Genomic DNA, 22,390 nt, shown 5'->3' with positions numbered 1-22,390 from the left:
GATAGTTAATTAAGAGTTTTATTTATATATATCGAAGGAGGATTTACAATTTGGAAACGTCTAATGAACTTCTCAAAAGTTATTTAACACTTGTGGATCGTATGCCACGTATTATGGAACTTCCCACCTTGATGAGACAACTTAAGTCCAATGCTACAGAAGTGTATATCCTACACTTCTTGCTAGCAAACGGCAGTCAATATGGTACAGACATTGTCCGGGCAACAGGTCTGACTACTAGTGCCGTTACACAAATCTGCGATAAGTTAGGACAAGAAGAGTTGATTGAACGTACACGATCCGATCAGGATCGCCGATATGTGAGTATTTCGATCACCAGTAAAGGTGAAGAAGCACTAGATGGCATGTACAAAATCATGTCTAATAAATTAGTTGAAAGTATTCGTGGTCTAAGTGATGATGAGGCTCATGAATTGTTAGGGCATTTCAGAAGTGTGGAACATTTGATTATGAAGCGTAAAGATTTAACGGTAAGTGAATTATCTGTACAAAGCTAATTATATCTCTATAGCATTATAATATGTATATAAAAACGTCCGAACGGAAATTATTCCATTCGGGCGTTTTTGTGTGTCTTACTCTACAGTTGCTAGATATTCAGCAACTTGGGTTGGTGTTTTAGCAAATTTACTATGCAAATGAGCGATTTTCTCACCATTGCGATATACCAATAAACTTGGGATACCTCTTACTTCATTTTGCTCTGCCAAATCTTGAAACTTCTCAGCATCCATGGCAAAAAACTGCTTATCGTTGTTTTTTTCGATAATATCGACCATAAAACGATCAAGCGTTTTGCAATCCGGGCACCAGTTGGTATCAAATTTGATCACAGTCAGGTCATCACCATTAATCAAATTGCGGTATTGATCTTCCGATTCTATTCTTTCCATTAGGAAGTGAAGCCTCCTTTAGATTTAGGATATTAAAAAGCAACAATAACTAAATATAATCTCTTAATATGAAGATGTTGCTATCTTTATTATCTGCTCTTTATGCCTATTTAGCAAGAATAGTATATGATCACTAGATTAAAAGGATTCATTATTTCAATAAACCGACTGTTTTTTTATCAAATAACCAGCCCATCAGATCAGGAAAACGCTGATAAAACGTTTCTGGGTCATGATCATCACCTTTGATGCGTTCAAAGTAGAAATGTAATGCTGGAATATTATTTAACAAAATATCCACTGCTTCATCTGTACAGGTCTGAATCAAGCGCTGACGATTCGCTTTGCCTACACCTTCTAGATTACCTAGATCCATATAGATCCGCAGATCAGAAGATAAATGCTGACGCTCTCTCATAAATTCGATAAAGCCTTCATACCAGAGCGAAGCCGACATTAATCCGATTCTACCAAATACATGTGGATAGACATAAGCGGCAAATAAAGACACCAGACCACCCAAAGACTTACCCACAATCCCCGTCATCTCTGGACGATCATCTGTATAAAAGTGCTGATCAATCCACGGTTTGATCTCATGGACAATCATATTCAAATATTCAGTTGCTCGTCCGCCAAAATCCCCATGACCCAATCCCGGATAAAGAGCACGTGCATACCACGGCGTATATTCAACCAGAGGATCATATGCAGCAATCCCTACTAGAATTAATTCAGGTAAAGTTCCAACAGCAAAGCGTTGTTCTAAATTATATAATGTCCCGTTCAATACCAAATCAAATACATCTCCACCATCATGGACATATACCACTGGCAACGGATACGATGCTTTATCATAAGAAGGTGGTAAATAAATCAGCAAGTCTCTACCTGCGTACATTTCTGTAAAAAGTGTTCCCCGCATACGACTCTCTCCCCCTACTGATAATGATTATCAATTAGTATACCAAATGATTGAGAAGATGACAAAAAAAGCTTATCGATAGAATATACACCGAATAAGCTCTTTTTGTAACATAGCTAGAATGTGATTAACAATTACGATCCAATGCTTAATAATAGTGCTGTTAATAGACCTAGTGAAGCGATCAATCCTACTAATGGACCACCATCTTCATAAGCTTCTGGCATCATCGTAGAACAGATCATAGCAATAATACCTCCACCGGCAAAAGCACCGATACCTGCTTTGATCTCATTAGGTAGTAGTTCTAAGAATAGATAGCCTGCCATCGATGCTAATGCAGAGATCACTAACACGACTGCCCACATACCAAAAATCTTGCCTCGTGAGTAATGACTTTGCTTCAGTCCTACGGTACTGGATAATCCTTCAGGAATATTACTGACAAAGATAGAAATAACCAATACCAGACTAACACCTTGACCTGCAAGTAGACTGGCTCCGATCATAATCGATTCAGGAATCGCATCCATTACTGTACCGGCAAATATACCCAGTCCACTTTGACTGCTTCCTTCTTTTTCTTTGGATGATGACGTAGAGGATGAAGAAGGTTCTCCATTGCTCATATAGGAACGCTTACGGTTGGCTCCCCCTTTACGGGATATGTATAGATCAAATGCCGTATATACAATCGCACCTACCATAAATCCTATACCTGTTGCCCAGATCCCTCCATCTTCTACCGCATCCGATAGTAATTCAAAAGCAACCGCACCGATCAATGTTCCCGTACCAAATGCCATAATCCAGCCGATAATCTTTTTGGGCATATTGAAATACATTGCAACTAAAGCTCCCAATAAAACAGCAGAGCCTGCTATCGCACCCCACATTAGCGCATTCCACATTGTTATTCTCCTCTCAACTACACTGTCTTATTATTAACCCAAAATAAGACCGTTAGACCGATATGAGCACAAAAAAATAGAATAATTATTTAAAATGTGAATATGAATGCTTTTTCATATATTTAACGATTAAGTTTAACGATGTTGTGTGTATTGATTAGCCGGACGAATTGAACGAATCAATTGCAATTCATCATCGGTTAACGCAGGTGAAGAAGCTGCTTCTACGTTTTCACGAAGTTGCTGAGAAGAACTTGCTCCTGCTGCAAGTACAGCAACTGCCGGATGAGCCAGCACATATTGAATAGCCGTCTGTGAAAGGCTTCTATCTGCTTGTGTAAGAGGTTCTAATTGTTGACGTAGACTTACAACATCTTCCCCGCTAATGTCCAAGTAGCCCTTCTGTGCTTTGTCTTCGCGTCCATCTGCTAATGCTCCACTTGCGACAGCTCCACGTACGATCGCACTGATCCCTTTTTGCGTGAGTAATGGCAATACTTCTTCTTCAGGACGACGATCCAAAATACTGTACTGACTCATGACACTGACAATATGGGAACGATCCACATATTCTCGAATAACATTCGGACGAATCGACGAAATACCATATTCGCGAATAAGCCCTTCTCTTTTTAATTGCGCAAAAGCTTCGATCGTTTCATCCATATTGTCATCCAATGTACCACCATGCAATTGATATAGATCAATATAGTCTGTCTGTAAGCGTCGTAAGCTGTCTTTCACAGCTTCCATAATATGCGCTTTGGAAGGATTCCAGACTAAGCCTTCTTGACCTTCTACACGGGTATTTCCTACTTTGCTGGCAATAATCACTTCACTGCGGCGACCTTTGATCGCTTTTCCAATCCATTCTTCGTTGTGCCCGTTATCATAAATATCAGCCGTATCCAAAAAGTTAATGCCTAGATCAAGCGCTTCATGAAGTAGCGGAATCACTTGGCTCTCGTCTGTTCCAAGAGACATACAACCTAGTCCAATCTCACCTACGATTAAATCGGATGTACCGAGTCTATTCTTTTTCATTAGTGATCATCCTTTCGACTGTTTCTACTAGACATTAAACATTACACGTTGCTATTAATAATATTTTTAACTCGTCCTACATCTCCTGATTGAAGACGCACTTTAATTCCATGTGGATGATTCGGTGAATTGGTCAAAATATCTTTGACAATCCCTCTTGTTAATTTATTGGTTCGTTGATCTTGTTTGAGTACAATATCGACTTCAATACCTGCTTTGATATTTGCTCTTGTCTGCCCGCTCATAACTCATTCCTACTTTCTGTATTTAGCATGTATAACAAATGCCGATACGGCACTCCTGCGAGCACAATACCGGCATTTAGTTCATTTCTGTATACCTGTTCAAGACTATAATGCTTGTAGATTCAGCACCATAACTGATCTATTTATTTGAACTTTTTCCAGTCTTGTTTGGTGTTTTCAAGCAAATATTCAAAATCGTTATCACGACGTTTTTGTTCTGCTTTACGTGCATCATCTGCTTCTTGTTGCTGTTGTTCTTTGCGTTGTTGCTCTTCGACTTTAAGCTCATTGGCTTGTGCTTTGAGCTTATCCAGTACATCAGCGCTTAGCATGTCTTTGAGTGTGGCTGGTCGATCTTGTGCTGGTGTAGCTGTTGGTCTTGCAGATGCTCTATTTTTCTTAGCCATCTATAATCACCTCTTTGAGTATACGAACTTGTTATAGTATACCATTCTCATGGAATAGACGAAAATGATTAGTCTTGCTCTTCTGCATCTTCTTCCTCAAACGTAGTCACTTCGATTTCTTTGATATGACGATTCTCCATACGAGTCACCGTAAATTCATAATCTTCCACACGTACCGATTCACCTTCATGAATATTGAATTTCTGTGCCCAGATCCAACCACCAATCGTATAGGCTTCACCCGCTTCAATATCTGTGCCCAGGCGACGATTCACTTCATGAATCAATGCTAACGGTTGCAGACGATAATGCTTGTCACCTAGCTTATGAATAGCAGGCGTAGCCGCGGGTTCGATATCGGACTTGGACGGAATATCACCGACAATTTCCTCCAAAATATCTTCCAATGTCACCATACCTGCTGTGCCGCCATATTCATCTAGTAATACCGCCATATGAATATTTTGTTTTTGCATTTGTCCGAGCAATTCACGAGCAGGCACCGTCTCAATTAATTGCAGTACTGGCTTGATAAAGGGAGCGATAGGATCTGTTGGTGTATGCGGGTGACTAACAGCATCGCGCAAGACTTCTTTGACATTGAGCAAACCAATAATTCGATCTTTATCTCCATCTAGAGCCACCGGAATAAGACTGTACGGTTCTTCTTTAACCAGCTCATAGAAGTCAGTCAACTGGGCTTCATGTCCGATATACTTCATCTCTGTACGTGGCACCATAATTTCACTACCGACTAATTCATCAAATTCAAATACATTATTCAAATAACGATATTCGGTCGGTGTAATATTTCCACTTTTGAATCCTTCAGACAGCGCAAACCGCAATTCAGCTTCACTTTGCGCTGCATCTTGCTCAGAGATCGGCTTAACTCCGAATAAACCTGTAATCAGACGTGCCGAACGACTTAACACCCAGTTAAACGGATATGTGATTCGGTAAAAGACCATCATCGGACGAGCAAAAAATAACGCCATCGGCTCTGCCAATTGAATCGCAAACGATTTGGGAACCAGTTCGCCGATCAACACTTCGAAATAGGTCAATAATAAGAAAGCAATAATAAACGATATAATCGATTCCAATCCTGCTGGTACTTGTACCCAAACAAATACAGGATGCAGTAATTCTTCAATCGTGGATTCTCCTAACCAACCTAGTGCTAGCGAGGTTAATGTTGTCCCCAACTGACAAGCAGATAGAAATTCATCCAATTTAGAAATAATATTCTGGACAGCGACTGCATTTTTATTGCCTTCTTCAGCCAGTTGATTAATCTTAGAAATACGTACACGAATAATCGAATATTCAGATGCTACAAAAAAGGCTGTTAATAAAATAAGCACAATAACCAATATCAAATTCAAAAATTCCATACCTTGCTCCCCTTTGTATGATCTATCTATATATAAGATCAATGTATGTATACATGTAGACATATGAAGTATATTACCCATTTTTGCTAATTATGCTTTAGAAAATTCAAAAAAAGGCTAGATATCAAGCACAAAAAAAGCGATCAGCATCCTATGTAGGGGCTAATCGCTTTTTTTTGTACTTTTCCTTTGGCACATCGTACGATATGTTATTTTACTTTATGCTTCCGATCTACTAACAACCATGCTCCACCTAATAGAAATGCCAGTGCGATTAAAGGTTGTACAAATACCACATGATGCAACATTGAATCTAAAGAGAATACAGCCAAAAACAACAATCCCAATACCGTTAAAATATTAATCGGAATCAACAACCATTTGTTACGCGAACCTAACCAGTAAAATTCAAATAATCCTACTGCTACTGCAAGTATGTAACCCGGCCATACGACTGACCATAGATCAAATAATGCAGCAATCTGACTCACTACACCTGCTCCAAGTAAAATACCTCCTGGAATTAACAACCCTGTCTTTTTCGATTCCAAAAGCGAAAAGTGTAACCAATGAAAAAATAGCCCTAACGGAATCACAAATAGTGTTGGCCAAAATGTAGCAAAAATCGTACCTACTCCTGTCGATCCACCTGGATTCAAAAATAAATATACCCCTAATAACAACAATACTGGTGCAAGAACAGCCCGTTTAATCATAATCCTTACACACCCCTTTTCTATACCTTTATTCTTAATTACACTGTAGCATATCTTGATCAGCAACTCATCAGCCTATAGAAGAAAAAGATCCTAGACTAAAGTCGTAGTTGACTGCGTTAAATACAAAAAAGACTCTCCCTATAAAGGAAGAGTCTTGGATTAGAGAACACTTATATTTCAATCTATTTTAAACAGCAAATTCGCTTTTAGTTGGAGCATCTGAAGGCACTACAGCATCATGTAGATGACCTTCTAGTTCATCTGTATAACGACGTTTTTGATCGGCTGTCCAGTTGAAGCGTCTAGACATATACTCGATCACAGGTTGTTTCCATTCATGTACCCAGTTGATATTGAAGAACAATGCGCCTGTACGACGGATAAAGAAATCGACAGGTTTTACAGTCATTTCTTCTTGAATCGCATAAGCAATACGTGCGCGAATATCTGCTGGCAATCCTAGCTCATCTGCAATCGGATCGGCTTGACGTACCAGATCAAATAATTTACTTACATTTGATCCGTAGAATCCTGCTAAATATTCAGCTTGTTCATGTGTTAAGCCTGCTTGTCTACCTTTATCCCCTTGTTGTAAAATAAAAGCAGGTAAGTTAGCGGAACCACCAACATCGCCACCAGACATCGCCATGTGTTTGGTCTGACAAGCTTTGAACTTTTTGCCTTGCTCTTTACCGATCAATTCAGCAGCTAGATCGATAACCATTTCAGCCATTTTACGATATCCGGTCAATTTACCACCTGCGATGGTGATCAATCCACTTGCCGATTGCCATACTTCATCTTTACGCGAAATTTCAGAAGGATCTTTACCTTCTTCATAGATCAGTGGACGTACACCTGCCCAGCTTGATTCGACATCAGCCGCTGTTACTTTAACTGTTGGGAACATATAGTTGATTGCTTTTAATACATAATCACGATCTTCCAGTGTCATTTGCGGATGAATAGGATCTGCTTTGTAGACCGTATCGGTTGTTCCTACATACGTTTTGCCATCTCTAGGAATCGCAAAGACCATCCGACCATCTGGTGTATCAAAATACACAGCTTGTTCTAGTGGGAAACGCTCATGATCGATCACCAAATGAATTCCTTTCGTCATTTGTAACACTTTACCTTTTTTGGATTTATCCAATTGGCGAAGTGTATCCACCCATGGACCTGCTGCATTAATCACTTTACGTGCGAAAATGCTATATTCTTGACCGCTGATCGTATCGGTGACTTTAACACCCTTCAGCTTGCCATTTTCATAAATAAATTCAGAAGCTTTGGTATAGTTAGCTGCATAAGCACCACGTTTTACCGCTTCTTTGATCACTTCGATCGTTAAGCGAGCATCATCGGTACGGTATTCTACATAATAACCGCCACCTTGCAGACCGTCTTTTTTGATCAATGGCTCTTTACCCATTGTTTCTTTGACACTCAACATTTTGCGACGTTCATTTCTTTTGACGCCTGCTAAGTAATCGTATACACGTAGACCGATCGAAGTACTGAAGCTACCGAATGTTCCGCCTTTGTGGAAAGGAAGAAGCATCCATTCCGGTGTAGTGACATGCGGGCCATTTTCATAAACGACTGCACGTTCTTTACCCACTTCAGCTACCATTTTTACTTCAAATTGCTTCAAATAACGCAATCCACCGTGCACTAATTTGGTAGAACGGCTGGATGTACCTGCTGCATAATCTTGCATTTCAACTAGACCTGTTGTCATACCGCGTGTGACCGCATCTAGTGCAATTCCTGATCCAGTGATTCCGCCACCGATAACCAATACATCTAATACTTCACTACTCATATGCTCTAAAGCATTTGCTCTATTTTGTGCTGAAAATGTTGTATTCATTTTTACGTCCTCCTTATTTTTAACGCTGTACATGGTTTATTTTACCAATCATAAGCAATAAAAAAGAGACCACGAATAATTACACTAAAACGGCTACTATCTACCGCGTGTACTCGTGGTCTCTCCAAAGTCTCATGACGTTATTATTAACTTGTTAACTCTATTGTACCATAGATGCTTTAGGGTAGCAAAGAATTTAGACAATTTTTTAGACATCTTGAGCGATCTATTGGGATTGAGTTAAGCTTTTCACAATATAATCAAACTGTGCATTCATTGAAATAGGATCGTTGAAATAATAGGCGACAGGATCAATTCGGTACACATGATTGCTTTTCACAGCCGGCAAGTCTTTCCATAAGCTACTGTTGTATACGGTGTTCCCATCTTTATCATCATCTCCACCCCATGGTGAAGTGAAAATATAATCGCCTGCAAAATCAGGTAGATTTTCTAAAGAAATACTCGCAAAACCTGCGCCGCTATCGATTCCTTCTTTTTGCATCATTGGTGTAGCTTTGAGACCTAGTGCTCCATAGATAATTTCTCCACCACGACCATAGGTATCACCCATAGCATAGATGCCTTTTGCATATGGCTGAAGAATAGAAATAGTTTTGTCACCTACAGCCGCTTGTACTTTAGGTTTGGCTTCCTTAATTTTAGATTCCCATGTTGCTGCTAATTCTTTGGCTTTATCTTCTGTACCTGTCATTTTGCCGATTTCTTGTAATTGCTCTTGATACGTATATTGACCATACTTAATCGCTACTGTAGGTGCAATTTGCTGATATTTTTCTATATTCGTATCATTATCCCAGACGACAATTAAGTCTGGATCCAGTGCTAATATTTTTTCTACATCTGGCTTATCGCCAAGATTAGTGACACCGTCTGTTGACTCTTTCAAAAATGTACTTTGAAAAACATAATCGATCGTTGCAATAGGCTTAATCCCTAGCGCATATAAATACCCATAATAACTATCTGCAAGTACTACAGCACGCTGAGGATGGTTAGGAACCTTAACTTCTCCATTTGCCGCTTGATATGTAATGGTGGAATCAGTCGCTGGTGCTGGTGTATCTGTTGATGTTGGTGCAGATGTTGAAGCTGTTGGTGTTGTACTTTGACCACAAGCTGCTAGAATTGCCACACAGAGAATTGTGGTAAAGATCATACCGAATGTTTTGAAAATAGACATGCTCTATAACCGCCTTTTATTTATAGTATATGATTCTTTCAAATGATAAAGATTATCATTATCATTTGAAATGTTAGCATATTATAAATAGTATTGCATTAACTTTTTAAAAATAGGCAGAGCAAAACCCCTTCTCTTACTGCGAGAAAGGGTTCTACTTTAGAGCTATAAAAATGGATCGTTTATTTGAAAGCCATAGTTGCATGAACCGCTTTTTGCCAGCCAGCATATAGACTTTCACGACGAGATTCTTCCATATTCGGTGTAAATTGATCGTTCAATTCTTCATGTGTTGCTGCAATCTCATCTAGACTTGTCCAGTATCCTGTTGCAAGTCCTGCAAGGTAAGCGGCGCCTAAAGCAGTTGTCTCATTCACTACAGGACGATCTACAGGAACACCCAGAATATCACTTTGGAACTGCATTAAGAATTTATTCTTCACTGCCCCACCATCCACTTTAAGTGATTCGACTTTGAGCCCTGTATCACTTTCCATAGCGGTTAATACATCTTTGGTCTGATACGCTAATGACTCAAGTGTTGCACGGATAAAGTGTTCTTTGGTTGTGCCACGGCTAAGACCGAAAGCCGCTCCACGGACTTCACTATCCCAGTATGGACTTCCTAATCCGACAAAAGCAGGGACAAGATATACGCCATCTGTCGATTCTACACGAGCAGCATAAGCTTCACTGTCTGCGGCATCACGGAACATACGTAGACCATCACGTAACCATTGAATAGCAGAACCAGCTACAAAGATACTTCCTTCTAGCGCATAATGAATTTTGCCGTCTACACCGCAAGCAATCGTTGTAATTAGACCATGCTCTGAACGAATCGGTTCTTCCCCTGTGTTCATCAGCATAAAGCAACCTGTACCGTATGTGTTTTTGATTGATCCTTTTTCATAACAAGCTTGTCCGAACAATGCAGCTTGTTGATCTCCTGCTGCACCAGCAATCGGAATATTTTGACCAAAGAAATGATAATCAACGGTATGTGCATAGACTTCAGAAGACGGACGTACTTCTGGCAACATGGAAGCAGGAACACCCAAGATATCCAACAATTCTTCGTCCCATTTCAGCTCATAAATATTGTACATTAAAGTACGAGAAGCATTAGAGTAATCCGTCACATGTGCTTTGCCGCCAGATAATTTCCAGATGAGCCATGTATCAATCGTACCGAACATCAATTCACCGCGTTCTGCACGTTCACGTGTACCTTCTACATGATCCAGAATCCATTTGACTTTAGTACCGGAGAAATAAGGATCGATCAACAACCCTGTTTTGTCACGGAATGTCTGTTCAAGATCACGTTTTTTAAGATCATCACAAATTTCAGCACTTTGACGAGATTGCCATACCAGTACGTTATAGACTGGATCACCTGTTTTACGATCCCAGACTACTGTCGTTTCCCGTTGGTTTGTAATACCGATTCCTGCGATCTGTACAGGCTTGATACCCGATTCAGAAAGGCAAGAAGCGATAACCGCTAGAATTGAACTCCAAATTTCGTTCGCATTTTGCTCAACGGTACCTGGTTTAGGGAAATATTGCGGGAATTCACGTTGTGCCATATACACAATTTCACCTTTTTTGTTAAACAAAATTGCGCGTGAGCTTGTTGTTCCTTGATCCAGTGCCATAATATATTTTTCCATAAATAAGTTCCTCCTCGAGTGATATACGTAATATGAATGTATTTAATTTAAGCTGTTGCTTTGTGAGAAACAGAATCTTGTGTTTTGCGACCTGAACGATGAGCGACAAATAAACAAACAGCCGTCACCACTAACAGCACCCATAATATCGGTGTGCTTTGATCCTGGAATACATTTTTGTAAAATAAGCCGCCAATTGAACCGCCTAACAATGGGCCGATAAATGGAACCCAAGCATATCTCCAATTGGAAGGTCCTTTGCCTGCAATCGGTAATAAAGTATGCATCAGACGAGGGCCCAGATCACGTGCTGGATTAATCGCATATCCGGTTGTTCCTCCAAGCGATAAGCCGATACTAACCACTAATAAACCTACAATTAATGGATGAACACCTTCTGTAAATTGATTTGCACCCATAGATAACAATACCATGACAAAAATAAATGTACCGATAATTTCACTTAACATATTTCCCACAGGATGCTTAATCGCTGGAGACGTTGAAAATACGCCTAATTTGGTAGCCGCATCTGGAGTTGCTTTCCAGTGTGGTAAGTATTGTAAGTAGACAAGCAATGCACCTGCCATCGCTCCGATCATCTGTGCCAAAATATACGATGGAACTTGACTCCATGCAAAATCGCCATTAAACGCAAGTGCTAAAGTTACAGCTGGATTCAAGTGTGCGCCACTAATATCGCCTACGGCATACACCGCCATTCCAACTCCAAGACCCCAACCTGCAGTGATAACCATCCAGCCTGAACTTTCTGCAAATGATCCTTTTAAAGCAACACCTGCAGAAACGCCAGCACCTAATGCAATAAGAATCATGGTTCCTACTAATTCAGCTATAAATGGTGACATTAAATTCCCTCCATTCAAAGTAGCAAGTTATTTCAACCGATAGACAACAGAAAAAGCCACTGCAAACCACCCCATCAGGTACAGGGGGTCTTTGCGTGGCTCTCCGGTTCTCCGTCACATTATTAACTTGATAAGTTCATCATATCGTAACATGTAAGCGGTGTCAACATGACAATTTTCATGTGATCTTCATGATTGATGTTTTTCACTTGTCTGTACGGTAGTGAGCAAACAGATGATCGTTAGATGTCGTCACTGCTGTAGCACCTGCCGCAAGCGCCTGTTCTACATCATCAGCAGTCCGAATTAAGCCTCCTGCAAAAACAGGGATATTCGCCCGTTCAATCACTTCTTTAATCATATGTGGTACAACACCCGGCAACACTTCGATATAATCAGGCTGCGTTTTTTGCAGTAGAGCATAACTTTTTTCTAATGCGATTGTATCCAGCATAAATACACGCTGAATCGCAATTACCCCTTTTTGTTTGGCTTTCAAAATCATATTACCACGCGTAGAAATAATCCCATGAGGCTTAATTTCCTGACATAAGTATTCTGCGGCATATTCATCATTTTTAAGCCCGTGTACCAGATCGGCATGCAAAAACATTTTCTTCTGATGTTGATTTGCCATTTTATAAATATTTTTAAGTTGTGCAATATGAGTATCCAAAAACACACCATATTCATACGAACTGGATAAGATTTGTTCGAATTGCTTCATACTTTTGGCTGCTGGCAAAATCGCCTGACCGTGAAACATCGTTAATCACTCTTTTCTCCATAATAAGTGCTTGCTGTTACATCTCAATATCTATATCCATTCGTCTAATCACTGTACGAGCACACTCTATATTAACCCATTTACTTACAATATGTAATGCCAAATGAATCCCTGCGGAGATGCCTGCGGAGGTCATAATCGATCCTTGATCTACAAATTTCACACCTGATTTGACGATTACTTCAGGATAATCTTGTTGTAACCGATCAAGATCCATCCAGTGTGTGGTGGCTTCCCGTCCATCCAATAATCCCGCTTCTGCTAACACCAATGCGCCTGTACAGATAGAAGCTAGTACCTTGACCTGACTGGCTTGTGTACGAATCCACTCGATAATCACTGGATCATGAATAATGATCTCTTCCGCCCCATACCCGCCCGGAATAATCAAAATATCAAGTATTGGCATATCTTGAATCGCATAGTCAGGTTGTACTTTTAATCCATTACGAGCGCTGATAAGTTCACCATCTGGAGATAACGTATGGACTTGAAATAATTTCTGCTTATCCACATTCTCAGCAAGCGAAAACACTTCAAATGGTCCTGCAAAATCCATCACTTCTACTTCATCAAATAACAAAATACCGACTTGATAACGCTGAGGAATATCACTGTTTGTAGGCATGTTTGACTCTCCTTTTTATCAAATGAAATAGACAGTTATCACGATTACTCTAATGGTGATGAGGTTACGAGTTGGCTTTTATGTATCTATCATGCCTTATATGTGAAATAAAAAACAATAGCCATGTAAAATCTTTTATAGTAAAATTTGCATACTTTAGTTTTTACGCATTAAAGCGTTGGTGGAGAATAATATAATTAAGGTGCTATCTACCTGAATATTATTGTCGAGACAATCAACGTTGGATGAACTATATTACGTAGAATAGGAGATCACATCATGAATGCTGTAGCCAAAGTAAGTAAGTTTGTAGGAGATACCTTTTCGATCTGGGTGATATTGTTTGCTTTACTTGGATTTTTTATGCCCACTTTATTTATCGGTTTGAAAGGACAGATTTCGTTATTGCTTGGAATTGTGATGTTTGGTATGGGGTTAACATTATCTTCCGCTGACTTCCGCGAAGTTTTTCGCCGTCCACTGGATGTAGCGCTCGGGGTAGTTGGACACTATATTATTATGCCTTTACTTGCGTATGGTCTAGCAATTGCGTTACAACTTCCACCGGATATTGCTGTAGGTGTTATTCTAGTCGGTTGTTGTCCAAGTGGAACATCTTCTAATGTGATGACTTTTCTATCCAAAGGAGATGTAGCGCTTGGGGTATCTATTGCTTCTGTATCGACTTTGATTGCTCCACTAGCTACACCTGCGATGATTTCATTACTTGCTGGACAATGGATGGATATCAGTGCAAGCAGTCTTATTCTTGATATTCTTAAAGTAGTTATCGTTCCGATTGTACTGGGTGTAATCGTAAAATCATTATTTCGCAAACAAGCTGAAGCAGCTACCGTGGCGTTGCCTTTTGTATCTACACTCGCAATCGTACTGATTGTCTCGATAGTGGTCGGTTTAAATCGTGACAAAATCGTAGAAACAGGATTATTGATTTTCCTAGTAGTGATTTTACATAATGGGCTAGGATATCTGCTTGGTTATTTATTTGCCAAAGCGATCCGTATGAATCCTGCTCAACGTAAAGCGATCGTTTTTGAGACTGGTATGCAAAATTCAGGGCTAGGTGCAAGTCTTGCCGCAGCTCACTTTAATCCTTTAGCGGCTGTTCCAAGCGCAATCTTCAGTGTATGGCATAATATTTCCGGATCATTGTTAGCCACATGGTTTGCACGTCGCGCTGCTAAAGAAGAGCAACAGACAACCGATTGGATTAAGAAATAATAACAGCTAAAAAATGATCTTGTTCCCTTCTGGAGATGGCGTTTACATATGCGTCTCTTCAGGTTTGGGGATGCTAAGAAGTAGGATATTCAAAAATATTTAGCTTGTCAAAAGAATAAATTTGAATTATTATAACGTAGCTAAAGGAATCACAATCCTATTCTAAAAGTCGTTCTATATTTTTTTGTCAAATGGTTAGCCGGCTTACTAAAAAATAAACAATGAAGGAGTTTGGTATTTTTGGATTATTTAATTTCGTCAGAACATGAGACATCTCAAGAACTTCCATTGTATAATCAGGTGATAACGAATCGGGCAGCTGTCGAAATTGCTTCACTATACATGGATATGACGGCTAATCTGTTTGAAAGGGACGAATTAGATATGGACTTTGATATACGTGATCTACCTACCAGAGAAATGCTTCAAGAATTTTCAAAATCTGTACCTGAAATTGATATTTCGGCTACAGAAGCCATGCTTCTTTTTATGCGTACCGCTTCTAACATTTTCAAAGTCAGTTCAAATGGATTTGAAAAATTCGATGTCTCTAGTGGCAAGTTCGCTCTATTGATCTTATTATATCGTAATCAAAATACAGGGCTTCTTGCATCAGAACTAGCTGAAAGAGCGGGTATTACCAAAGCAACCGTAACGGGATTGTTAGAACGTATGGAACGTGATCATCTGATTTTTAGAAAAGATCACCCTTCTGATCGTCGTATGAGTATTGCGCATCTTACAGATACCGGCATGGCATTAATGAATGAGTTATTACCTGTTCATTTTCTCAGTACTTCTAAAATTATGAGCGGTCTTTCTGAAGAAGAAAAAGAAATGCTATTGTTATTGCTTCAAAAAATCAAATTAGGTATTCCTGAAGGTGAAGAAGTCTATAACTCGTATCAGATCAGACATAAATAGTGTCTTTTCCATCATTTAGTTAGCCGACTTACTTTATTTTCAGAAATCCATTATAACATTCTCTATATTAGATTAAGGAGCGTTTAATTCATGAATCGCAGTCAAGTGGCTAGTCTTATTATTCCTGTTATTTCTATTGTATGTTTACTCAGTGGTGGATTCTTGTTGCAAGCCAAAGGGCATGATCAAGTTACAGTCTCACAAACTTCCAAAAGTTCTACTTTAAGTTCAGATAGCGTCCATGTTTCTTTTGAAGAAGTAGGTGGTAAAGTCGTCAACATTCCTTTTACAGAAGAAAAAATAGTTAAAAAAGGAGACATCTTAATGACTCTTGATTCTACAGATGTCGACTTGCAAATTGAAAAACTTCAAAAACAAATAAAACAGTATGATACACAAATCATGCAACAGCAAAAATCGATTCAATTGGGTTATTCCAAAGCAAGCACACAGGAAAAACAAGCCCAATTAGCGATAGAACAATCCCAAGTATCTCAGAGTAAAAGTCAGTCTGCTCTCAAAAGTGCTCAAGCGGCTCAGCGCCAAGCACAGTCTGCTCATCGTCAAGTACAAGCGGCTGAAAAAGAAGTCAACAATGGTGCACGAGCAGAAGATATCAAGCAACAACAAATTGCCATCCAATCAGCGACCCAAAGTCTTCAAACGGCTCAAATCAATTATGATCGTACACAAAAATTATACAATTCCGGACTCAGTACCAAAGCCGATATGGACAATGTAGAACAGTCTTTGACCCTTGCTAAAAATCAATTAAACCAACAAAAAGAAGCACTAGCGAAGCTGAATAACGGTGCAACTTTAGAAGAACGAGCACAAGCTAATGAACGTACCCAACAAGCAGTAGAACAATCCAATCAGGCAAATGTAAGTGTAACGCAAGCACAGACAGAATTGCATGGTGCAGAATTAGCGATTCAGACTTCTCAGACCCAATTGGATACTGTTCAACAAGCACGTCAACAATTAGCAGATCAAGAACTTGCTGTAGATTTACTTCAACAACAAAAAGATGCACAACAAATCGAATTAAAAACATTATTGCTCAAAAAATCAAGATTGATTCTCAAAGCCCCAAGTAACGGTAAAATTACAGCAATCAGTACAGAAGTAGGCGAAAATATCAGTCAAGGCGCACCTATCGTTACCTTAGAGACGAATAAAATGTATTTTGATCTTTATGTGAGTGAAGATCAAGCCACCAAATTCCATGCTAAACAAAAAATAAAAGTGAATATTCCTGCTCTTCGCAAAGACTTAAATGGTGAAGTTCGTTATATTACCGCAGCCCCTCAATTTGCAAATCTTAAAATGGCACGCGAAAAAGGCGAAGCCGATGTGGCTACTTTTCAGGTTCGTATTTATGTAGACAAGTCAGCTAGCTTATTGCCCGGCATGACTACTGAGGTGAATATTGATGAAATCACTTCTTGATGAATGGCATTATCTAATCAAATCGAAATATCCTATCATTGCGATCATTTTCCCATTGGTAGCTGTGTTAGCTTACTCTTTGCTACTGCCAAGCAGCCAGATCAATGAATCCAAAGTGATTGTAGTGGATCAAGATAATACTTCCTATAGCCGGCAATTGATTCAGAAGATAGATGCTTCTCAATATATACAGGTCGATCAGATTATTTCCTATACGAATAATCCTGAATCTTACTTTTACCATGAGCAATATCTAGCTGTAATTTCTTTGCCCAAAGGACTTGAAGAAAATCATAATCGCTCTTTACCGAATCGAATCGGGTTGATTTTAGATAATACCAATTCTCAAGCGGTTACCTTTATTCGAACCGGCATGCAAGAAATTACAGGCTATGAAAATATGCAATTGGCTATCCCTGCCTTATCCAGAACAGGCATGAGTATAGAGCAAGCACAAGGAACAGCTAGTAATCTGGCGGTAGAAGTCAGATCATTGTTCAATCCGACCAGTAGTTACGACAATACGTCTATTCTTACATTTATATGTATGTTCTCGTTTATGATGCTTAATATTAACAGTCTTCCTATCATCGCTAGACTTCGGGTATCGCATCGATTAGCGGGTGAACTCCGTAATCCATTCAATCCACTTATTCGTATATTACCTTATGTATTGTTCTCAACAGCAGGATTGATTTTTGCGATGGGGGTTTTGAAATGGGTCGGTGGTAGTCGATTTGAAGGCAATGTGGCTTTATTTATGATCCCTGTTGCACTCTATGTATTCGGTTCTGTCTGTATTAATATACTGGTAGCTTGGGGAGCCGCACATCCAGGCATAGCGATAGGGCGAATGATCTTTATCTTTATGCCTGCTTTTGTACTATCAGGTGGTACGATGGCAAGAGCACTTTTTCCACCTTTAGCTTTGCAAATTAGTGACTTTTTCCCATTTGTATGGATGTTCAAATTTCTTCGTAGTATGGGATTACGAGGAGCTTCTTTTCAAGAAATGTTACCTGAGTTAGGTTCGATGATGTTGTATGTAGCTGTTCTGGCTATGCTAGTCGTTGCTAGAGGATTATGGGAAAAGCAAAAACTAGCCAAACTTCAAAAAACATCTTCACCTGCTCATTCTGAAAAGCCATTTCCCGGTGCTCCACCTACTGCTATAAGCACACCTACACCGGAACCATCCAAAGGATAATAAAATCATATCATCGTTCAACCACCACCTATCGATCAAGAGGCTACAGGCTTTTGATCAATAGGTGGTTTTATATCGTAATGATTACTTTAATAGATCTAATACGAGTTACTTATCAGGCATCTTTGTGATATCTGAATCATCGATTACATCAGCTAGTGTATACTGCCCAAGATAATCGATCACTTGTTGTTCGGCTCCTTTCATAATGCTACTTAGCCGTTGATTCATCTTTTCACTATCTTGAATCCCATCGGGCTGAGATAGATCATGAATAGGTTGCTCTATCCGAATCGCTAGATAAATAGCAGACAATGTTAATTGATCCGCAGGTATACGTAGCGTATAACCACCGTCTCTTCCTTCACGGGTGTCTACAATATTGTGACTGGCTAACGTCGCTAATATTCTTCGCAAAAAGGTAGGATGAGAATGAACTTGAGCTGCAATCATAGCACTGGATAACGTCCCCCCATTTGAAGCCAGTCCAGCAAGGGTATGTACTGCCACACTAAAGCGTGCAGGTCCGATCAATTTAGCTTGTGTCTTCATATATAATATGTCCTCCTACACCTATATGATGTACAACAAAGACGATTGGAATCTAGCTCCAACCGCCTTCGTGATTACAATATGCTTATGTAGCATACGATTTTATTATTTAGCAAATGTATCTGTCAATATAGGTACGATTTGAGATTTACGAGAAACTACACCTTTAAGCACTGCTTGATTATTTTCAAGTTTTACTTGGTATGCTTCTTCGACAACATCGGTACGTTTACCTAGAGCAAGACCAACAGAATCGTTGTTCAAAATGTCTGTGATTACGAACAAAAATAGATCCAGACCTTTTTTCTCGATTACCGCTGTTAGTGCTGCTTCAATCGCTGCTTGTTGAGACAATACATCATTAACGTCTACAGCATTAACTTGAGCGATTTCAACTTTAGCATCACCCATTTGGAATTCTTTTGCATCCAAAGTGATCAATTGCTCTACAGTTTTGTCACTCAGATCTGCTCCAGCTTTAAGCATATCCAGACCATATTTAGCGATATCCACTTCAGCAATTCGAGCCAATTCATTCGCTGCTTCTACATCTTGTGGTGTGCATGTAGGCGATTTGAACAACAACGAATCAGAGATAATTGCAGACAACATCAATCCTGCATTTTGTTTGGAGATCGATACGCCATGCTCTTTGTATAATTTGTTCAAAATGGTCGCTGTGCAACCTACAGGCTCTGCACGGTAGTACAACGGGCCACTTGTTTCAAAATTAGCAATACGGTGATGATCGATCACTTCGATAACTGTTACTTCATCAATATCATCAGCGCTTTGTTGACGCTCATTATGATCGACCAAAATAACTTCTTTCGCTTCTACAGCTACTTTTTCCACAAGACGTGGAGCTTCTACTTTAAAATAATCCAAAGCGTATTGTGTTTCGCCGTTCACTTCACCTAGACGAATCGCTTCAGCATCTACACCTAATTCTTTTTTCAATGCTGCATACGCAATCGCAGCTGTAATCGTATCCGTGTCCGGATTTTTATGACCAAAAACTAATACTTTTGACATAATGACACTCCTTCGTAATCTGTTTTGGCGAAAAAAAGATAATCCTTTTTTCAAAGTTTCCTTCCATAGTATACCTTGATTTCAAATGAAAATGAAGTTTATTCCTATTAAATGTATAGGAATAACTGTATAAATTTTTATTTTTATACTTTCATTATCGAATGCGCTCTACATAAAGTAACCCATTCTGTCGCTATACTACTCAATGATTTTGTAGAATTGTAAATAATTTGGCTGTATAATTGTGGATCTTCTTCTGCCCAAGGCACTATACATAGTGCCTGATTATTTCTTTCCTGTTCCAACACAAACTGAGGTAAAAAGGCGATTCCCCATTCTTTAGCGACCGATTGCTTGATGGCTTCGATATTTCCGAGTTCTAAATGAATATCACTGGCATGTCCTTGTGATTTCATTTTGTCGATAAGGTACGCTCGATACGTACATCCTTCTTCCGTCACAATCAACGGTTGTTGATGCAGATCTCGCGAAGATACAGAAGATTTATTTGCTAACGAATGCTGTGGATGCATAACGACTCTCATTTGTGCATCAAAAAGAGATATGGCTTCGATACCATATGCCTGACATGGTGTATCCAAAATCAAAGCAATATCTAATTGTTGCTCTCGCACACGGCGAATTAACTGCTGTTCTTGATCTAAAATAATTTTGACTTGTACATGTGGATAATGTTGCCGGAACTGTTCTAAGATAGATGGCAAATAATATAAAGACAGACTCTCAATCGTACCTATCATCAGTGTAGTCTAATCCAGATCTATAGTAGAAAGTGCTTGCTTCGCTTGCTCTTGCAATTCAATCATTTGACGAGCATAGGGTAACAGCTTTTGTCCAACTTTGGTTAAAATCACAACATTTCCTTTGCGCTGAAATAAGCGCTGTCCACCATACAATTGTTCTAATCGCTGAATATGATGGGTCACACTGGATTGCGCATAATCTAGCTCTTGCGCAGTACGTGTATAGTTGCCCCATTTGACCAATTCACAAAATGTTTTGAGATATAACAGTTCCATTAAGATTACTCCTTTGCCCAAGGATAGTACTGTATTGTTCGCATAGCGTATGTATTATCGATAAGATCGATAGTGGGTATCTATAACTCTACAGTACTTGTATGCTTTGTCTTTTGTACAATCATAACAGAACATCGATAGCCTATCCGTGTTCAACATAACCTACGACTGAAGGAGTTGTCTACTGATGAACCATTCTCCACGCTTTTCCCTTACACTTGAAACACCCGCTGCGAATACAACCGATGCGTACAATTATTTCACAGCTAAAGCTGCTTATGAAACAGATGTCGCCGATGTCATGATCGATTGTCAAAAAGGAAATCCGCCCTTTGTAATAGTAGATGTACGAGACGAATCAACTTATCAGCAATGTCATATTTCGGGTGCAATCCATATTACCGGTCGACAGATCAATGAGAAAACGACAGCCCATTTAGATCCAACCACAACGATTATAACGTACTGCTGGGGTCCTGCTTGTAATGGAGCAACCAAAGCCGCTGCCAAATTAGCCCGCCTCGGATTTCCAGTTAAAGAATTACTCGGTGGAATCGAATACTGGCGTAAAGAAGGCGGACCTGTTGAAGGTACATTAGGTGTAGAAGCTCCGATGTACTGGTCTATCTAATCCACTAACTAGATGACAATTCCAATCGCAAAACCATCATACCCTTTACTACCTACCGTCTGAATAGATGTAGCCGTGATACGAGGATCTTCAGCTAATAATTCATAAAATTGGCGAATCCCTTGTACACGGCCATCATTACTGTGTTGATCCAAAATAGCTCCTTCTCGAACTACATTGTCTCCGATGATAACAGTACCCGGATGAGACATTTGCAAAGCATATTGTAGATAACGAGCATTATTATTTTTGTCTGCATCAATAAAAATCATATCAAAAGCTTCTATTTGTTCTGCTTCCATCTGGCCTAATTGTTCGGATGCATCACCGATCCGAATATCAACTTTGTCCTCTAGTCCAGCCAATTTAATATTTTGCCCGGCTACTTTGGCATGGTGAGGATCATATTCTAGTGTAATTATCCGTCCATCTACAGGTAAAGCACGCGCCATCCATATGGTGCTGTATCCACCCAATGTACCTATTTCTAAAATACGTTTGGCCTTGTTCATCATCACGATTAATTGTAGTAATTTACCTTGAGCAGGCGATACATCATACTCGGGTAAAGAGGCTTGCTGATTGTTAATTAATACCTGTTCTAGAATAGCATCTTTGGGAATAAGGTTCTCTTCAATATAGTGATCCATCTGACTCCATACTTGAATATCACTCATACTTATCGTCCTCCTATTTATAAAGGCT

Annotated in this window: 25 protein-coding genes; 6 read left to right on the top strand and 19 right to left on the bottom strand. The window is 39.4% G+C overall.

Annotation, left to right across the window (positions count from 1 at the left end):
- Positions 1-50: 50 nt before the first annotated feature.
- Positions 51-518 (top strand): MarR family winged helix-turn-helix transcriptional regulator, encoded by a 468-nt coding sequence (locus tag RCP16_RS00280; protein ID WP_069325661.1) that lies wholly within the window; start codon positions 51-53, stop codon positions 516-518.
- A gap of 78 nt (positions 519-596) precedes the next feature.
- Here RCP16_RS00280 and RCP16_RS00275 read toward each other — a convergent pair whose 3' ends face one another.
- The 14 genes from RCP16_RS00275 to RCP16_RS00210 form a co-directional block, all read right to left on the bottom strand.
- Entirely contained in the window at positions 597-914 is a 318-nt protein-coding gene (locus RCP16_RS00275) for a thioredoxin family protein (RefSeq protein ID WP_069325662.1), read from the bottom strand.
- A 151-nt stretch (positions 915-1,065) separates the two neighbouring features.
- A complete protein-coding gene (locus RCP16_RS00270; RefSeq protein ID WP_308641400.1) occupies positions 1,066-1,839 on the bottom strand; it encodes an alpha/beta hydrolase in 774 nt (257 codons plus the stop codon).
- A 134-nt stretch (positions 1,840-1,973) separates the two neighbouring features.
- On the bottom strand, positions 1,974-2,750 hold the full coding sequence (locus RCP16_RS00265) for a ZIP family metal transporter (protein ID WP_069325664.1): 777 nt from the start codon (positions 2,748-2,750) through the stop codon (positions 1,974-1,976).
- Between the two features lie 135 nt (positions 2,751-2,885).
- On the bottom strand, positions 2,886-3,794 hold the full coding sequence (locus tag RCP16_RS00260) for an aldo/keto reductase (RefSeq protein WP_137225590.1): 909 nt from the start codon (positions 3,792-3,794) through the stop codon (positions 2,886-2,888).
- A 41-nt stretch (positions 3,795-3,835) separates the two neighbouring features.
- On the bottom strand, positions 3,836-4,039 hold the full coding sequence (locus tag RCP16_RS00255; protein ID WP_137225592.1) for a YwbE family protein: 204 nt from the start codon (positions 4,037-4,039) through the stop codon (positions 3,836-3,838).
- Positions 4,040-4,182: 143 nt separating this feature from the next.
- Positions 4,183-4,446, bottom strand: a complete 264-nt coding sequence (locus tag RCP16_RS00250; protein ID WP_069325667.1) for a YqkE family protein — start codon at positions 4,444-4,446, stop codon at positions 4,183-4,185.
- A 68-nt stretch (positions 4,447-4,514) separates the two neighbouring features.
- Positions 4,515-5,843 (bottom strand): hemolysin family protein, encoded by a 1,329-nt coding sequence (locus RCP16_RS00245; RefSeq protein WP_308641399.1) that lies wholly within the window; start codon positions 5,841-5,843, stop codon positions 4,515-4,517.
- A gap of 209 nt (positions 5,844-6,052) precedes the next feature.
- A complete protein-coding gene (locus tag RCP16_RS00240; RefSeq protein WP_069325669.1) occupies positions 6,053-6,559 on the bottom strand; it encodes a hypothetical protein in 507 nt (168 codons plus the stop codon).
- A 190-nt stretch (positions 6,560-6,749) separates the two neighbouring features.
- Complete coding sequence (locus RCP16_RS00235) at positions 6,750-8,438, bottom strand: glycerol-3-phosphate dehydrogenase/oxidase (protein WP_137225596.1); 1,689 nt, start codon at positions 8,436-8,438, stop codon at positions 6,750-6,752.
- Positions 8,439-8,664: 226 nt separating this feature from the next.
- Positions 8,665-9,642, bottom strand: a complete 978-nt coding sequence (locus tag RCP16_RS00230) for an iron-hydroxamate ABC transporter substrate-binding protein (RefSeq protein ID WP_308641398.1) — start codon at positions 9,640-9,642, stop codon at positions 8,665-8,667.
- Between the two features lie 182 nt (positions 9,643-9,824).
- Complete coding sequence (gene glpK, locus RCP16_RS00225; protein WP_069325672.1) at positions 9,825-11,318, bottom strand: glycerol kinase GlpK; 1,494 nt, start codon at positions 11,316-11,318, stop codon at positions 9,825-9,827.
- A 47-nt stretch (positions 11,319-11,365) separates the two neighbouring features.
- Positions 11,366-12,187 (bottom strand): MIP/aquaporin family protein, encoded by an 822-nt coding sequence (locus RCP16_RS00220; protein ID WP_308641397.1) that lies wholly within the window; start codon positions 12,185-12,187, stop codon positions 11,366-11,368.
- A 205-nt stretch (positions 12,188-12,392) separates the two neighbouring features.
- Positions 12,393-12,953, bottom strand: coding sequence for a glycerol-3-phosphate responsive antiterminator (locus RCP16_RS00215; RefSeq protein WP_069325674.1), 561 nt, complete (start codon positions 12,951-12,953; stop codon positions 12,393-12,395).
- A gap of 37 nt (positions 12,954-12,990) precedes the next feature.
- Complete coding sequence (locus RCP16_RS00210; protein WP_308641396.1) at positions 12,991-13,602, bottom strand: DJ-1/PfpI family protein; 612 nt, start codon at positions 13,600-13,602, stop codon at positions 12,991-12,993.
- Between the two features lie 279 nt (positions 13,603-13,881).
- Between RCP16_RS00210 and RCP16_RS00205 the strand changes: the two genes are divergently transcribed.
- From RCP16_RS00205 to RCP16_RS00190, 4 genes are all read left to right on the top strand, one after another.
- Positions 13,882-14,844 (top strand): bile acid:sodium symporter family protein, encoded by a 963-nt coding sequence (locus RCP16_RS00205; protein ID WP_308641395.1) that lies wholly within the window; start codon positions 13,882-13,884, stop codon positions 14,842-14,844.
- Between the two features lie 240 nt (positions 14,845-15,084).
- The gene (locus RCP16_RS00200; protein WP_241669443.1) at positions 15,085-15,768 is read left to right on the top strand and encodes a MarR family winged helix-turn-helix transcriptional regulator; all 684 of its coding nucleotides are present in this window, start codon (positions 15,085-15,087) and stop codon (positions 15,766-15,768) included.
- A gap of 90 nt (positions 15,769-15,858) precedes the next feature.
- Positions 15,859-17,220, top strand: coding sequence for an HlyD family secretion protein (locus RCP16_RS00195; protein WP_308641394.1), 1,362 nt, complete (start codon positions 15,859-15,861; stop codon positions 17,218-17,220).
- Positions 17,204-18,427 (top strand): ABC transporter permease, encoded by a 1,224-nt coding sequence (locus RCP16_RS00190; RefSeq protein WP_308641393.1) that lies wholly within the window; start codon positions 17,204-17,206, stop codon positions 18,425-18,427. Before RCP16_RS00195 ends, RCP16_RS00190 begins: the two co-directional genes overlap by 17 nt.
- 108 nt (positions 18,428-18,535) lie before the next feature.
- On the opposite strand, the gene RCP16_RS00185 is transcribed toward RCP16_RS00190, so the two are convergent.
- From RCP16_RS00185 to RCP16_RS00170, 4 genes are all read right to left on the bottom strand, one after another.
- Complete coding sequence (locus RCP16_RS00185) at positions 18,536-18,979, bottom strand: RrF2 family transcriptional regulator (protein WP_308641392.1); 444 nt, start codon at positions 18,977-18,979, stop codon at positions 18,536-18,538.
- A gap of 105 nt (positions 18,980-19,084) precedes the next feature.
- On the bottom strand, positions 19,085-20,014 hold the full coding sequence (locus RCP16_RS00180) for a manganese-dependent inorganic pyrophosphatase (RefSeq protein ID WP_308641391.1): 930 nt from the start codon (positions 20,012-20,014) through the stop codon (positions 19,085-19,087).
- Between the two features lie 143 nt (positions 20,015-20,157).
- Positions 20,158-20,775, bottom strand: a complete 618-nt coding sequence (locus tag RCP16_RS00175) for a LysR family transcriptional regulator substrate-binding protein (RefSeq protein WP_308641390.1) — start codon at positions 20,773-20,775, stop codon at positions 20,158-20,160.
- 9 nt (positions 20,776-20,784) lie between these two features.
- Entirely contained in the window at positions 20,785-21,054 is a 270-nt protein-coding gene (locus RCP16_RS00170; protein WP_308641389.1) for a LysR family transcriptional regulator, read from the bottom strand.
- A 187-nt stretch (positions 21,055-21,241) separates the two neighbouring features.
- Here RCP16_RS00170 and RCP16_RS00165 point away from each other — a divergent pair, with 187 nt between their 5' ends.
- Entirely contained in the window at positions 21,242-21,685 is a 444-nt protein-coding gene (locus RCP16_RS00165; RefSeq protein ID WP_308641388.1) for a rhodanese-like domain-containing protein, read from the top strand.
- An 8-nt stretch (positions 21,686-21,693) separates the two neighbouring features.
- Here RCP16_RS00165 and RCP16_RS00160 read toward each other — a convergent pair whose 3' ends face one another.
- A complete protein-coding gene (locus RCP16_RS00160; protein ID WP_308641387.1) occupies positions 21,694-22,362 on the bottom strand; it encodes an O-methyltransferase in 669 nt (222 codons plus the stop codon).
- Between the last annotated feature and the right edge of the window lie 28 nt (positions 22,363-22,390).

The organism is Paenibacillus nuruki (assembly GCF_963311185.1).
GTDB classification, from domain to species: Bacteria; Bacillota; Bacilli; order Paenibacillales; family Paenibacillaceae; genus Saccharibacillus; species Saccharibacillus nuruki.
This window is presented reverse-complemented; position numbering and strand designations above follow the sequence as displayed.

What these genes read in the sequence shown, in the direction of transcription:
- RCP16_RS00220 (WP_308641397.1), bottom strand. Translation starts at nt 12,187, where the DNA reads ATGTCACCATTTATAGCTGAATTAGTAGGAACCATGATTCTTATTGCA.
- RCP16_RS00195 (WP_308641394.1), top strand. Translation starts at nt 15,859, where the DNA reads ATGAATCGCAGTCAAGTGGCTAGTCTTATTATTCCTGTTATTTCTATT.
- RCP16_RS00180 (WP_308641391.1), bottom strand. Translation starts at nt 20,014, where the DNA reads ATGTCAAAAGTATTAGTTTTTGGTCATAAAAATCCGGACACGGATACG.
- RCP16_RS00160 (WP_308641387.1), bottom strand. Translation starts at nt 22,362, where the DNA reads ATGAGTGATATTCAAGTATGGAGTCAGATGGATCACTATATTGAAGAG.
- RCP16_RS00170 (WP_308641389.1), bottom strand. Translation starts at nt 21,054, where the DNA reads ATGGAACTGTTATATCTCAAAACATTTTGTGAATTGGTCAAATGGGGC.
- RCP16_RS00250 (WP_069325667.1), bottom strand. Translation starts at nt 4,446, where the DNA reads ATGGCTAAGAAAAATAGAGCATCTGCAAGACCAACAGCTACACCAGCA.
- RCP16_RS00255 (WP_137225592.1), bottom strand. Translation starts at nt 4,039, where the DNA reads ATGAGCGGGCAGACAAGAGCAAATATCAAAGCAGGTATTGAAGTCGAT.
- RCP16_RS00175 (WP_308641390.1), bottom strand. Translation starts at nt 20,775, where the DNA reads ATGATAGGTACGATTGAGAGTCTGTCTTTATATTATTTGCCATCTATC.
- RCP16_RS00185 (WP_308641392.1), bottom strand. Translation starts at nt 18,979, where the DNA reads ATGAAGACACAAGCTAAATTGATCGGACCTGCACGCTTTAGTGTGGCA.
- glpK (WP_069325672.1), bottom strand. Translation starts at nt 11,318, where the DNA reads ATGGAAAAATATATTATGGCACTGGATCAAGGAACAACAAGCTCACGC.
- RCP16_RS00270 (WP_308641400.1), bottom strand. Translation starts at nt 1,839, where the DNA reads ATGCGGGGAACACTTTTTACAGAAATGTACGCAGGTAGAGACTTGCTG.
- RCP16_RS00265 (WP_069325664.1), bottom strand. Translation starts at nt 2,750, where the DNA reads ATGTGGAATGCGCTAATGTGGGGTGCGATAGCAGGCTCTGCTGTTTTA.
- RCP16_RS00230 (WP_308641398.1), bottom strand. Translation starts at nt 9,642, where the DNA reads ATGTCTATTTTCAAAACATTCGGTATGATCTTTACCACAATTCTCTGT.
- RCP16_RS00235 (WP_137225596.1), bottom strand. Translation starts at nt 8,438, where the DNA reads ATGAATACAACATTTTCAGCACAAAATAGAGCAAATGCTTTAGAGCAT.
- RCP16_RS00240 (WP_069325669.1), bottom strand. Translation starts at nt 6,559, where the DNA reads ATGATTAAACGGGCTGTTCTTGCACCAGTATTGTTGTTATTAGGGGTA.
- RCP16_RS00215 (WP_069325674.1), bottom strand. Translation starts at nt 12,953, where the DNA reads ATGTTTCACGGTCAGGCGATTTTGCCAGCAGCCAAAAGTATGAAGCAA.
- RCP16_RS00165 (WP_308641388.1), top strand. Translation starts at nt 21,242, where the DNA reads ATGAACCATTCTCCACGCTTTTCCCTTACACTTGAAACACCCGCTGCG.
- RCP16_RS00210 (WP_308641396.1), bottom strand. Translation starts at nt 13,602, where the DNA reads ATGCCTACAAACAGTGATATTCCTCAGCGTTATCAAGTCGGTATTTTG.
- RCP16_RS00260 (WP_137225590.1), bottom strand. Translation starts at nt 3,794, where the DNA reads ATGAAAAAGAATAGACTCGGTACATCCGATTTAATCGTAGGTGAGATT.
- RCP16_RS00245 (WP_308641399.1), bottom strand. Translation starts at nt 5,843, where the DNA reads ATGGAATTTTTGAATTTGATATTGGTTATTGTGCTTATTTTATTAACA.
- RCP16_RS00190 (WP_308641393.1), top strand. Translation starts at nt 17,204, where the DNA reads ATGAAATCACTTCTTGATGAATGGCATTATCTAATCAAATCGAAATAT.
- RCP16_RS00205 (WP_308641395.1), top strand. Translation starts at nt 13,882, where the DNA reads ATGAATGCTGTAGCCAAAGTAAGTAAGTTTGTAGGAGATACCTTTTCG.
- RCP16_RS00275 (WP_069325662.1), bottom strand. Translation starts at nt 914, where the DNA reads ATGGAAAGAATAGAATCGGAAGATCAATACCGCAATTTGATTAATGGT.